The sequence below is a fragment of the Motilimonas sp. 1_MG-2023 genome (genome assembly GCF_030547455.1).
Lineage (GTDB): Bacteria > Pseudomonadota > Gammaproteobacteria > Enterobacterales > CBDFNC01 > Motilimonas.
In genome coordinates this window covers 1-12,433 of sequence record NZ_JAUOPX010000034.1, presented here as the reverse complement: position 1 = coordinate 12,433, position 12,433 = coordinate 1, and the positions used below count along the sequence as shown (strand labels likewise).

The window sequence follows — 12,433 nt, the reverse complement described above, 5'->3', positions numbered from 1 at the left end:
GAGTTGAGCACTAAGATGGAACGTAAAATACTGTTAACCGATTGCCAAGATCAAAAAGGCCTAATCGCGCAAATTACCAACATTTGTTACAAGCACCAGCTAAATATCATTAAGAATAATGAGTTTGTTGATAATGACTTTGGCCGCTTCTTTATGCGTACCGAATTAGAAGGCCACTTTAATGATGCGACGTTCTTAGCCGATATTGATTCAGCACTGCCCAAAGGTGCTAATCGCAATTTAGTACAAGCTGGGCGTAAACGTATTGTTATTATGGTAACCAAAGAAGCACATGCCCTTGGTGATATCTTAATGAAGCAAGCTTACGGTGGCATGGATGTTGAAATTGCTGCGGTGATTGGTAACTACGATGCATTGGAAGACTTAGTAACTAAATTTGATATTCCTTACCACACTGTGAGCCACGAGGGTTTGTCTCGTCCTGAGCACGAAGCCAAAATTGTTGAATTGATTAATCAATATGATCCAAACTATGTGGTACTAGCAAAATACATGCGTATATTAACGCCGGAATTTGTAGCTAATTACCCGAATAAAATCATTAACATCCACCACAGTTTCTTACCTGCTTTTATCGGTGCCAGCCCATATAAGCAAGCGTTCGATCGCGGCGTTAAAATCATTGGCGCAACCTCGCACTTTGTTAATAATGATTTAGATGAAGGGCCTATCATTACCCAAGATGTTATCCACGTTGATCACAGCTTTAGTGCACAAGACATGGCGAAAGCGGGTAAAGACGTTGAAAAATTAGTATTAACGCGTGCATTGTCGCTGGTGTTAGATGAAAAAGTGTTTGTTTACGGTAACAAAACCGTCGTATTCAGATAGTCGCTTCGACACAATAAGGCCTGTTAAGCAGGCCTTAATTTACGCCACCATATCAAGCTTATGTAGTTTTAGCTCTTTATCGTAGTCAAAGCCTTCAATGATCTGATTCATGCTAATCTCGTCGTATTTAACGGGCTCGGGAACCGTTTTGTTCATTTTTTCCATCCACTGCAAGCGCGTTTTTAGACTGACATTATCCAAAACTTCTTGGCCTAAACCGCCAGTGGGATCATTTTGACATAAAGGCGTAGGTTGCAATAACTGTTGTAAGCGAACACTTGCATTAAGGCCTTGGGCCGTTAACTCACTGAACGATTTTGCTCTGTCTGCCGAAATACCAGGCCCACGAATAGGCAGAGGTTGACCTAAACCAAATTCAGCCCGTAAATCAGCCTCTGGCTTTTTCATCATAGGCTTATCGGCTAAACCAAATTGAGGTAGTTCAGGAACATCAGCACAAAGCATGCTTAACAACAACGAGAACTGCGCTCGCTGTCCTTGATGAATAGCCTGATTAAGGCTTTGCCCTAACTGCAGTTCATCGGTAAGCAAATGTTGGCGAATTTGTCCTGATATCATCTCATCACACAAGTTAGCAAGGTTAAGATTGATATCGGCACAATAGAAGAAAACATGAATAAATATTTATCTTCACTTTATAATGCAAGCCCGATACATTTTTGACTACACTTTTGTGGCTGGCTTAAATTGCTTAAAGTACTGAATAAACACTAGGAAACCTCATTGGAACCAAAAGCTTATAGTTACCACAACAAGAAAGTGCTGATCGTTGACGATCAACGTGCTTTCCAAGTCATGTTAAAAGCCATGCTCACTAACTTAGGCTGTGGCTCTGTTTCTTTTGCCGACACTGCTGAAGCGGCGGTAAAACTCTGCCGTGAAACCTCCTTTGACTTATTGTTAGTGGACTACAACCTAGGTTCAGGTAAAAATGGCCGCCAGTTACTTGAATACTTACGTAACCACAACCTAGTCAGTGTTGACGCTATGTTATTTATAGTGACGGGCGATAATTCTCGTTCAATGGTGCTTACTGCCCTTGAACTTGAGCCTGATGATTATTTAATGAAGCCTTTTTCGGGCCATCAATTAGATACTCGGGTGCAACGCTGTTACCGAAAAAAATCCGATTTAGTGGATATTTATACCGCGCTACGCGAAAAAGAATACGATAAAACAGCCGCTTACTGCCGACGTAAACTCAAAGAAGATACCCGGTACAAAAATTACTGCCGTAACTTAATGGCAGAGATGCTGATCCGCACCGAGCGCTACGACTCGGCGCAAGTCTTACTAGAAAAAATTGTTGAACAGCGTGAGTTTACTTGGGCCTGTATTACCTTAGGTAAAGTATATTTTCTGCAAGGAAAATACGACAAGTCAATCACCACTCTCGAGAAAGTCATCAAATCAAATGCCTTACTCATTGATGCCTATGAATGGCTTGGCCGGGCTTATGAAGCAAAAGGCCATCCAGAGAAGGCTCTGAGTATTGTCACTCGGGCGGCAGAGTTAGCCTACCACAGCATTGATAGGCATAAACTGCTGGCGCGTCTTGCTACCGACGCCCAAGAGTTTGACATGGCCAAAGACAGCTTTGGCGCCATTTTACAACTATCGCGTAATTCGTTTTACCCCGCTGTGGAGCATTTAGCCAACTACGTACGCAGTATTTTAGACGCAGCAAAACACACCGAAGATCCTCACCGTAGAAACCGGATCCTGCAAGATGTACATTCAGCTCTGTTCAAAGGTCGTCATGAAGAAGGCCGCCAAGAAGACTTTGATTTTGATATGTACGAGCATATTTGTCATGCCCGCGTGCATGAAGCCAAAGGGGAAATGCTAAAAGCAAAGCGCACCTTATTACACGCCATTGAACCGATTTTAGAGCAGCATGATGATGCGTCGACCGCTATATTAGCGGAGTCTATGCTAGCCTTAGCCGGCATTGGTGAATATGAATATGCCGAGGCAATGGCCGATACCTTAGCCACACGTGATGTGCTTGATGATGTCACCAGTAAAACATTGGAAAAAGTGGCTCAAGGTGAAATGAAAGAAACCCTCGCCGCATTCAAAGATCTTAATAAAATGGGTAAGCAAGCATACGAGCATGGTGATTTTGAAGCCGCTCGAGGCTATTTTGATCGCGCCTTGAAAAAAGCGCCAATGAACTCAGGTGCTGCAATTAATAAACTTCAGGCCAGTATTAAATTGCTATTAGCGGATAAAAAGCAGGCACGTAAATTCATTGAAGAATGTGAAAGCTGTATTAGCACCTTAGAAGGCGTGCCTTTATCCGGCGCGCACAGAGAACGATTCCTAGCCTTAAAAGCAGATTTTCATCAAGCAGCTCGAATGCCTGGGAAAAAATAGCGCGACATGCAGCAGGCAATATTTTTGATTGCCTGCTGCATGGTTTTGGCTAACGACTTCTCAATGCTAACTACTTTGCTCGTCACGCAGATGAGGGGAATCAAAGTCAAGTTGAGGGCCGACAGGAATAACCTGAGTCGGATTAATCATAGTATGACTAAAATAATAATGGCGCTTGATGTGTTCCATATTAACCGTGCCAGCGATACCTTGCATTTGATATAACTCTTTTAAATAGCCCTGCAAGTGAGGGTAATCAGCAATGCGCTTATGATTACACTTAAAATGACCCACATATACTGCATCAAACCGTACTAATGTCGTGAATAAACGCCAATCTGCTTCAGTCAACGTATCACCAACCAAATAGCGTTGCTTGCCAAGTAAGCCATTTAGATGGTCAAGCTCATTAAACAATTCCGTAAAGGCTTGTTCATACGCTTGTTGAGTGGTAGCAAAACCACATCGATACACACCATTGTTTACTCGTTCATATACTCTTTGATTAATGGCTTCTATTTCTGGTCGTAACGCTAACGGGTAGTAATCTTGGTCATTACCTGTTAGCTCGTTAAATGCAGAGTTGAGGATACGAATGATCTCGGCCGATTCATTATTAACGATAGACTGGGTGTGCTTGTCCCATAAAATAGGCACAGTCACGCGCCCAGTGTATTGCGGATCGGCTTTTTGATAAACCTGATAGAGATAGTCATTTTGATAAAGATCATCCACCAGCCCAGCTTGTTGATCAAACTCCCAGCCGTTTTCAAGCATATCAGGACTGACCACAGAAACACTAATATGTTCGGTTAAACCTTTTAGCTGACGAAAGATCAAGGCGCGGTGCGCCCAAGGACAAGCTAAGGAAACATATAGATGATAGCGCCCAGACTCCGCGAAAAAGCCGGCTTCACTATCGGGTGTGATTTGAAAGCGAAACTGACTTTGCTCTCGCTTGAATTCACCTTGGCTTTTTTCGGTATCATACCACTGGTCTTGCCACTGACCCTTTACTAATAATCCCATCATTCCTCCCTTGTTAATTTATTAAGTGTAATTAATAAAAATTCGATAACAAGCTAGATAATTCGCCAAAACCATTCAATTAATTAGAACTTTTTACCAACATTATCACTTTGCCCTCTCCCTATCTCCTGTAGCAAGCCAGATTCTTTCGCCTATACTCAGCTAAGGCATTAGTAGGGAAAGGGTTATGTCTGAACGCATTAAAGAACCATTAAGTGAATGCCAACATCATTGCCAGTATGTTGATCACTTAGGTGCGCAATGTGAAGCAGCAGCAGGCTCGTCAGGACTGTGTTTTTGGCACGATCCCAATACCGATAAGTCAGGTGAGGATATAGCCAGCCGCTTAGAACAATATGCCGCTCAAGGCGGAATGCTTCACGGCTTAGCGCTACAACACGCTAATTTAGAGGGCGTCAATCTAGTAAAGCGTCATTCTAAAACCGGTTATGATTTAACCGCCTGTGACTTCTACCGTGCCAACCTGCGCGGCGCCCACTTATTTAACGCCTCGATTTGCAAAGGCAGCCTAATGAAGGCCGATTTAACAGGAGCGAATATTCATTGCGTACACTTAGAGGAATGCAATTTACTTGGCGTTAAGCTGATTAAAGCGAAAATAGATAATGTAAAAATTGGTAAAAAACTACTGCAAGAACAACGCGCCGAACAAGCCTTAAAAGAAAATGATCTGAACTCCGCTTGGGATAACTACGAGCAGGCAGAAGAAATTTATCGTGATTTACGTAAAGCCAGTGAACAACAAGGATTATTTACACTCGCAGGCCCCTTCTTACAGCAAGAGCTAAAAATGCGGCGTTATCAAATGCCAAAATGGTCATTTGCACGGTTATTTTCTAAAACAGTCGATTTATTCTGCGGTTATGGTGAAGACCCACTGCGCGTGGTGTTGTTTTCGATTTTACTGATTATTGTCAGTGCTATTTTTTACTTTATTTTTGGTATTAGCTTTGCTGGTGAAATTGTTTCCTTCAATGTTAATCACAGCATAATGGAAAATTTTATCTCGTTGCTCGAATGTCTCTATTACAGCGTAGTCACCTTTACCACCCTAGGCTATGGTGACTTTACCCCGATAGGCCTATCACGCGGCATGGCGGCAATAGAAGCCTTCACTGGTAGCTTTACTATTGCCTTATTCGTGGTGGTATTTGTAAAAAAAATGACTCGTTAAAGTCTTTTCATTTATGCTGGATAAGCCCGACTATTACAGGTAAATTAGCTGCTAATTTAATCACCTGCAGTATATTAACGGACTAATTGCCATGCCTGCTAACCTCAGCCTAACCATTGCCATGATCATTTGGGGCAGCTCATACATCGCACTCAAACATGCCATTCAGTTTTATCCCCCTGAATGGGTCATGTTTTTACGCATGTCTATTACTTTGATTTGCTGCGCTTGCTTATGGCGCTGGGTACGTCAATTTAACTATCAGTCAGGCGACTGGAAACTACTACTGTTAATGAGCGCAGCTGAGCCTTGCTTATTTTTTTGGTTTGAAGGCCAAGCGTTACTTTATACTTCTGCCGCGCAAGCGGGCGTATTAGTGTCTTGCCTACCCATTTTTGTCGCAGTTTTGGCATGGTTTTTCCTAAAAGAGCGATGCTCAAGTGCCATTGCGGTGGGCTTTTTATTTTGCATTGGCGGCAGTATTTTACTGTCTGTGGTATCAAATACCTCCGAGCACGCACCAAACCCACTTTTGGGTAACGCGCTGGAAATGGGTGCCATGTTTTTTGCCGCGGTTTATACCCTGTGTGTGAAAAAACTATCCACGCGTTACTCGCCGCTTAGCTTGATTGCCTTACAAGGGATCAGTGGCAGCTTATTTTTTGCTCCCCAAGCGTTTGTTATCCCGTTCCCTGCAGAGCAAGACTTAATGAGTTTGTTCTGCATTGTTTATCTTGGGGCTTTTGTTACGATTGGTGCTTACGGACTCTATAATTACGCCATCGCCAAAGTGAGCGTTTTAAAAGTGGCGGCATTTTCAAACCTGATCCCTGTTTTTGCGTTACTACTCGCCGTTTTATTACTGGGTGAAACTATTTCACTATTACAAGGGCTGGCCATTGCCTGTATCTTTATCGGCGTTTACATTAGTCAGCAGCATAAAAAAACGGCCCCTACGGCAGAGAAACCAATTGGCCAAAGCTAACATATGCCCAATCAGCCCAGAGATACTTGGGTATATACCCAATCAACTTGAAGATGCATGTTTCAAGCTTCTCCAGGTTGATTGGGTATAGGATCCAGATTGAATCTTATTTATAGCTGCACTAGTATGTGGCCACATTCTGAATTGGATTTTTATCATGAAAATTGTCTCTTTTAACATCAATGGCCTGCGCGCACGCCTACATCAGCTGCAAGCGTTAATAGAAAAGCACCAGCCTGACGTCATTGGCCTGCAAGAAATTAAAGTTCACGATGATGCTTTTCCACTCGCAGACGTTGAAGCCATGGGTTACCACGTTTATTTTCATGGTCAAAAAGCCCATTACGGCGTAGCTATGCTGTGTAAGCAAAAGCCCCTTGCGGTACAAAAAGGCTTTGCGACCGATTCTGAAGATGCCCAACGTCGCATGATCATGGTCACGGTCGCAGACGCAAACGGCGAACCGGTGCGTATTTTGAATGGCTACTTCCCACAAGGTGACAATATTAACCATGAAACCAAGTATCCTTACAAACGCCAATTCTACCTCGACTTACAGCAGTATTTAGAAACCCAGCACCAGGCTGGCGAACAGCTGATTGTGATGGGAGATATCAATATTTCGCCAACTGATCTTGATATCGGGATCGGCGACATCAATGCGAAGCGCTGGCTAAAAACCGGTAAATGTAGCTTTCAGCCTGAAGAGCGAGAATGGCTCGCGCGCTTAACCAACTGGGGTTTAGTTGATACCTTCCGTCAATTAAATCCAACGGTTAGTGATCAATACAGCTGGTTTGATTACCGCTCAAAAGGTTTTGATGATAATCGCGGCCTACGTATTGATGTGATCCTTGCTACGGCATCCTTAGCTGAGAAAGCCACCGAATCTGGTATTGATTATGAACTCCGCGGCATTGAAAAGCCCTCTGATCATGCCCCCATTTGGACCAGTTTTAGTAACTAATTTATCTCAAACGGATGAGCGAGTATCCGTTCGCTCATCTGCCTTACCAGTGAAACAAAATAATGAATTATTGGCTGTTTAAAACCGAACCCGACGAATACAGTATCCGCGATCTACAACTCGCGCCAAACCAAACCGCAAAATGGGATGGCATTCGAAACTATCAAGCGCGTAACTTTTTAAGAGATAAAGTGGCCGAGGGCGACTTAGTATTTATGTACCACAGCCAATGTAAGCAAATTGGTATAGTTGGCGTGGCCGAAATTGTTCGCGCCGCCTACCCTGATCCCGCACAATACGATGAAAACAGCAAATATTTTGATGCTAAATCCACCTTTGATACCCCCCGCTGGTTTTGTGTGGATATTAAGCACAAATTGACCTACCCACGCGTGATCAGCCTAGGACGAATTAAAGCGCAGCCAGAATTGGCTAATATGATATTGGTTAAACAAGGGCGACTCTCTGTGCAGCCCGTTACCGAGCAAGAATGGCAACAAATTGAGGCTATGGTTTAACTTTTGCGGCAGCTCTTAAGGTAACGCGTTACAAGCGCTGTCACTCTCTCCATTGGGAAGCCAAAATGGATACGTTTTTTCGGTTTGTAAGCTATAACGGCGAGCCCGCAAATCTGCTCTAATCGATTCGATGAATGGTGATTTAGCCATGGCCTATCGCCTGCTTTACATACTATTTATTTGTACAGGTATAATGGCGTTTGGCTAGTTTTACCAAGTTTTAGCGCGGTAAATAAATTGTAAAAGTCTCGCTTTGTTCACACCTCATTTCTAATGCTTTGATATATAATCACAAAATGAATCAGCTAAATCCTTTATGGGGGCCAAATTTGGTCTCGGTAAATACTAGGCTCGCTTTGTTTTCCCCTGTGTTGCTTGTTACGGTTAACAAAAGAGCATTTAACTTGCTGAATATTATTAATTTATTTTTTACGGAATGACGATTTTCGTGCGGTAGCGTGCGGGATCTATACGGAATTCCGTATAAAACACTGTTACATTTTACGCCAGGTTTAGGCAGAGTCGTCAAAGGGAGTAGGAAAAAGATGTTAGTGGTTCATAAAAAGGAAAAGTCAAATGATTGAATTCATTTCTCAGCAAAATAAAAAGAACCTAATCCTATTTGTTCATGGATTTTGCGGAGGAGAAGCGACTTGGAGGAATGGCGAGGCACGCTCCTTCCCCGAATTATTCTCTGATGATTTAGAAATTTCAGAAAATTATGACATAGCCCACTTTTCATACTTCACCAAGTTACTAAACCTTTTTGCCAAGGCGGGTAAAGTTTATACGCTTGTGAAGCGTATGTTTGGAACTTCACATGGAAAACTGGCTAACAACATAAGCATTGAGGAAATCGGAAACTTACTTAGAACTGAAATCCGATTCAAGCTACAAGCATATGACAATATTATCGTTGTTGCTCATAGCATGGGCGGATTGGTAACTAAAAGTGCTATCACAAAAGATATTGAAGAAAAGACACCATCAAAAATCAAGCTATTTATCTCATTGGCTGTACCCCACCAAGGAGCAGAGGCAGCAACTTTTGGAAAATTAATAAGTGAAAACCTTCAGATAGAAGGACTTTCACCACTCAATGATTTTATTCATAAGATAAATGATGAATGGCTAAAAACTAGCTTAAGGCCAGCCACAAAGTATTTCTACGGTTTGCATGATTCGGTTGTCAAAAAGACAAGCGCTGTTCCGATAGATAAAGAAAAATCGGATGCAATATCTGTAGATGAAGATCACACCAGCATTACGAAACCCGAGAATCCCGCCAGCACGATCGTCATGGCCGTCAAACAAATAATATTAGATTTTGAAAAGAATGATCCTGGGATATCAACGCTCGAACTAAAACAGCTTGAAGATGAAACACACTTTGACGATGAACTATTTGTCTTAAAATTAATCTCTGCTGATATACATAACACCACAATAAGAGAAGCCAAGGAAGCCTTCCTGAATGCAGAGTATATAAGGAAAATATTTAGTAGCGCTTCGGATCAAAAGCGACTAGCTGAATTATATGCAAAAATACGCAAGGTTTATCAGAATAGCTACACAAAATATATTCATGACGGCATCCCAAATTCTGGATTATTGTTAGCGGATGTACACGAAACAATCATTAAAGAAGATAAGAATTTTTTAGACACGTTTATTCTGTTTATTAACGCCATCCACAAACAAGGAATGCTCCACCAACTAGCGAACTCAAAAGATGAAAATATTTGGTGGGTAAAAGACGGGGCAGCAGAATCACTTAGAGACCTCTTGGCGGAGGGTGCAGGTGAATAAACTTCCATTTATCCAGCCAGAACGGGAGCTGCACTATAACTTAGGCATACTTCTCTTGATACTCGGGAGCCTTGCGCAAACGTCCAGAAACAAGAAAGTACTAACTATTGACAAAATTCAATCGTTCTACTTCCTAGTCACTAAGCCAGCTTTCTTGAACAAAGTGCTAATGTTGGCTAACAAGCGCCAAATCGCCATCGATGATGTCGACTATTACACCGTGGACACACTTTCTGTAAATGTTGACGAGCTCTTTGATCGAGAGCGGCTATTGATCATGATAAAAATACTTTCATCTAAAAAATATTTGTCGTCTGAATATTCTAGCTCAGAAGGATTTTTATTTGACCTGACGGATACCGGAAAGTCTATCTTAAGCAACCTAGAGAGTGGGTACTTCCGAAAGATAAAATTGTTTACTGAACAACTTTCATCGCTTCAATCGCAGAGCCCTAGCAAACTCAATGGGTATATAAACACAGTGTTAAAACAGGGTATATAATGGATCTCTCTCAAGGATTACTTTTAAAAAATTTAATACTGCACGGGCATCGAAAAGATTATCGAGTTAAATTTCACCCAGGAATTAACATAATTTATGGTGATGCTGACACAGGAAAGTCAAGCATACTCAGGCTTGTTTACTATCTTCTTGGTGGAAAGCAAATCAAGATAGACGAAGAAATTTCTTCATCAGTAAAGTATGCAGTACTTGAAATAAGCGTAAATGGAACACCCTACTGCATCAGCAGGGATATTTTCAATCCCGCCAGAGATATTGACGTATATTCTTGTAAGTACTCTGAAATATCAAACTCTTTTCCCGAAAAGTACAAATCCAGTATTACCAAGGGAGACGATCAAAATAAAAGTCTTTCCGAATTCATTCTTGAGGCGCTAGAACTTCCCGCTGTTCGATTAAAGCAGGCCCCAACCAAGGATTCATCAGAAACAGCCAGGCTTAGTTTCCTAGACTTGTTCAAGTTTATTTACTTGGATCAAGACGATGTGGGCAGCGCTCACATGCTAAACATTGGGAATCATGTACTTGAAACAAAAAATAGGGAAGTCTTTAAGTACATATTTAATGTTCTCGATTCTGGAATATCCGAGATAGAAGTAGATATTGCAAGCAAAACACAAGAGAAGACGCAGATTGCAAACCAGTACTCCGCTATAAGTCACTTTTTGTCTCAAACTGAATTTAAAAGCGCTGAAGATTTAGATGATGAAATAAGCAACATAGACAACATGAAAGTTGAAGTGAAAGATCAGCTTTCAGATTTAAATAAACGAATGACGAGCGACAATGAACTATATGAAGGTCTCAAGGATGCCCTAAACACAATCAATTTGAATATTGAGCAGCAAGAAGAAGCAAAGAGTAACGCTATTCGAAGCATTGAAAGATTTAGCCGGCTCCTCAACGATTACCAAAATGACATTGATAGAATTGAATCCAGCCTATCAGCCAAAGAGATTATAGGTAGAGATGTCCAAGAGAAAACAAGCTGCCCTATTTGCGAAACTATAATCGATGTTGGTGATATTTCCGACAAATTTGATATCCCAAGCGAAACTCGTTTAAAAAGTGAGCTGACATCGATCAAGAGGAGGTTAAAAGATCTTAAACAGTTGATATCTGATAATAGATCAGATTTAGAAACCGCCAACTCCCTCCTTGCAGAATTATATCTGGAGAAAAGTAAAGCCAGAGAAATAATGGATGAAGAGCTTTCAAACTCTATTTCCCCGTATCTAGCCGAGCGAGACGCAATAGTCAAAGAATTAGCGCAGCTTGACGAACGTCGAGAAAAAGCAGTTCACTCTCTGAGAGTAAGAAACAAGCAAGCTGCACTCGCTGACCAAATAGGCCGCCTAGAAGGGACGATCGAGAAGCTAAAGATTAAGTTAGATGAGCTCAAAAACGACGCCCCGTCACTTGATAATGTTTTGAAGGATCTAGGAACAGATATCAACAAATTTATTCAGCAGGTAAAGATTAAAAACCACCACGGGGTAGGAATAGACGAAAAGACATTTTTTCCAAAAGTCAGAAATATTGAATACAGAAAAATTAATTCAGGTGGTCTTAGAACAATTGTCTCTATCGGATACTTGGCGTCAATTTTACTGCAGAAGTTACGTAAAGAGACAAATATTCCAGGATTATTAATGATCGACACAGTAGGAAAATTTCTGGGGAAAACTCCCGAAGATTCTGATGACAGTCAAATTGACAGCGAAAATGATGTTGACGGTGTGGCAGATCCAGAGAAATACAGAAATCTATTCAATGCATTGGTAGCGATTGCTGAAGAGTTCGATAACAAAGGCAAGCTCTGTCAGATTATATTGGTAGATAATGACATGCCTCGGGATGTTGCGTACGAAAACAAAGGTTTTGAAATAGCCCACTACAGATCTAACGGTATCAATGGGCTTCCAATAGGTCTAATCGATGACTGGGATTCGGCCCCTAAGAAATGAGAAATGTAACAAGCCAAAGCACTCGGACACAGCAAAGCTGCGCCGGTGTTTGAGGCGTTATACGTAAATTATGTTTGAGCATCGATTAGCGAAAAAGTGGAAAGTCATAGAGGTGTTCTGGTCTAATCCCATCGGACACTTAATTTTGAGACAATAACGTCAATAGATTAAGGAAATGATATGAGCCT

11 protein-coding genes are annotated in these 12,433 nt (G+C 41.6%); 9 read left to right on the top strand and 2 right to left on the bottom strand.

Annotated features, from left to right (window positions below; all coding sequences use genetic code 11):
• The first annotated feature begins 15 nt into the window (after positions 1 to 15).
• A complete protein-coding gene (purU, locus tag Q4519_RS15990) occupies positions 16 to 852 on the top strand; it encodes a formyltetrahydrofolate deformylase (RefSeq protein WP_232801994.1) in 837 nt (278 codons plus the stop codon).
• Between the two features lie 39 nt (positions 853 to 891).
• On the opposite strand, the gene Q4519_RS15985 is transcribed toward purU, so the two are convergent.
• Positions 892 to 1,431 (bottom strand): VC2046/SO_2500 family protein, encoded by a 540-nt coding sequence (locus Q4519_RS15985; RefSeq protein ID WP_303513957.1) that lies wholly within the window; start codon positions 1,429 to 1,431, stop codon positions 892 to 894.
• A 165-nt stretch (positions 1,432 to 1,596) separates the two neighbouring features.
• On the opposite strand from Q4519_RS15985, the gene Q4519_RS15980 reads away from it, so the two are divergent.
• Positions 1,597 to 3,252, top strand: coding sequence for a response regulator (locus tag Q4519_RS15980; RefSeq protein WP_232801992.1), 1,656 nt, complete (start codon positions 1,597 to 1,599; stop codon positions 3,250 to 3,252).
• Between the two features lie 66 nt (positions 3,253 to 3,318).
• On the opposite strand, the gene Q4519_RS15975 is transcribed toward Q4519_RS15980, so the two are convergent.
• Complete coding sequence (locus Q4519_RS15975) at positions 3,319 to 4,281, bottom strand: glutathione S-transferase family protein (protein ID WP_303513953.1); 963 nt, start codon at positions 4,279 to 4,281, stop codon at positions 3,319 to 3,321.
• A gap of 187 nt (positions 4,282 to 4,468) precedes the next feature.
• On the opposite strand from Q4519_RS15975, the gene Q4519_RS15970 reads away from it, so the two are divergent.
• The 7 genes from Q4519_RS15970 (at position 4,469) to Q4519_RS15940 (ending at position 12,245) form a co-directional block, all read left to right on the top strand.
• The gene (locus Q4519_RS15970) at positions 4,469 to 5,476 is read left to right on the top strand and encodes an ion channel (RefSeq protein WP_232801991.1); all 1,008 of its coding nucleotides are present in this window, start codon (positions 4,469 to 4,471) and stop codon (positions 5,474 to 5,476) included.
• 91 nt (positions 5,477 to 5,567) lie between these two features.
• The gene (locus Q4519_RS15965; RefSeq protein ID WP_232801990.1) at positions 5,568 to 6,461 is read left to right on the top strand and encodes a DMT family transporter; all 894 of its coding nucleotides are present in this window, start codon (positions 5,568 to 5,570) and stop codon (positions 6,459 to 6,461) included.
• Between the two features lie 157 nt (positions 6,462 to 6,618).
• Positions 6,619 to 7,428: an exodeoxyribonuclease III gene (xthA, locus tag Q4519_RS15960; RefSeq protein WP_232801989.1), complete on the top strand. Its 810-nt coding sequence runs from the start codon at positions 6,619 to 6,621 to the stop codon at positions 7,426 to 7,428.
• 62 nt (positions 7,429 to 7,490) lie between these two features.
• Positions 7,491 to 7,946 carry an EVE domain-containing protein gene (locus tag Q4519_RS15955; RefSeq protein ID WP_303513949.1) on the top strand — a complete coding sequence of 152 codons (456 nt, stop codon included), beginning with the start codon at positions 7,491 to 7,493 and terminating at the stop codon, positions 7,944 to 7,946.
• 576 nt (positions 7,947 to 8,522) lie between these two features.
• Positions 8,523 to 9,755 carry an ABC-three component system protein gene (locus tag Q4519_RS15950; protein WP_303513948.1) on the top strand — a complete coding sequence of 411 codons (1,233 nt, stop codon included), beginning with the start codon at positions 8,523 to 8,525 and terminating at the stop codon, positions 9,753 to 9,755.
• Entirely contained in the window at positions 9,748 to 10,257 is a 510-nt protein-coding gene (locus Q4519_RS15945; RefSeq protein ID WP_303513946.1) for an ABC-three component system middle component 4, read from the top strand. The genes Q4519_RS15950 and Q4519_RS15945 overlap by 8 nt, the downstream gene beginning before the upstream one ends.
• Positions 10,257 to 12,245 (top strand): hypothetical protein, encoded by a 1,989-nt coding sequence (locus Q4519_RS15940; protein WP_303513944.1) that lies wholly within the window; start codon positions 10,257 to 10,259, stop codon positions 12,243 to 12,245. The genes Q4519_RS15945 and Q4519_RS15940 overlap by 1 nt, the downstream gene beginning before the upstream one ends.
• Positions 12,246 to 12,433 lie beyond the last annotated feature (188 nt).

Excerpts from the sequence above, each read along its gene's own strand:
- Q4519_RS15965 (WP_232801990.1), top strand. The coding sequence starts at position 5,568 with ATGCCTGCTAACCTCAGCCTAACCATTGCCATGATCATTTGGGGCAGC.
- Q4519_RS15970 (WP_232801991.1), top strand. The coding sequence starts at position 4,469 with ATGTCTGAACGCATTAAAGAACCATTAAGTGAATGCCAACATCATTGC.
- xthA (WP_232801989.1), top strand. The coding sequence starts at position 6,619 with ATGAAAATTGTCTCTTTTAACATCAATGGCCTGCGCGCACGCCTACAT.
- Q4519_RS15975 (WP_303513953.1), bottom strand. The coding sequence starts at position 4,281 with ATGGGATTATTAGTAAAGGGTCAGTGGCAAGACCAGTGGTATGATACC.
- Q4519_RS15950 (WP_303513948.1), top strand. The coding sequence starts at position 8,523 with ATGATTGAATTCATTTCTCAGCAAAATAAAAAGAACCTAATCCTATTT.
- Q4519_RS15940 (WP_303513944.1), top strand. The coding sequence starts at position 10,257 with ATGGATCTCTCTCAAGGATTACTTTTAAAAAATTTAATACTGCACGGG.
- Q4519_RS15985 (WP_303513957.1), bottom strand. The coding sequence starts at position 1,431 with ATGATATCAGGACAAATTCGCCAACATTTGCTTACCGATGAACTGCAG.
- Q4519_RS15955 (WP_303513949.1), top strand. The coding sequence starts at position 7,491 with ATGAATTATTGGCTGTTTAAAACCGAACCCGACGAATACAGTATCCGC.
- purU (WP_232801994.1), top strand. The coding sequence starts at position 16 with ATGGAACGTAAAATACTGTTAACCGATTGCCAAGATCAAAAAGGCCTA.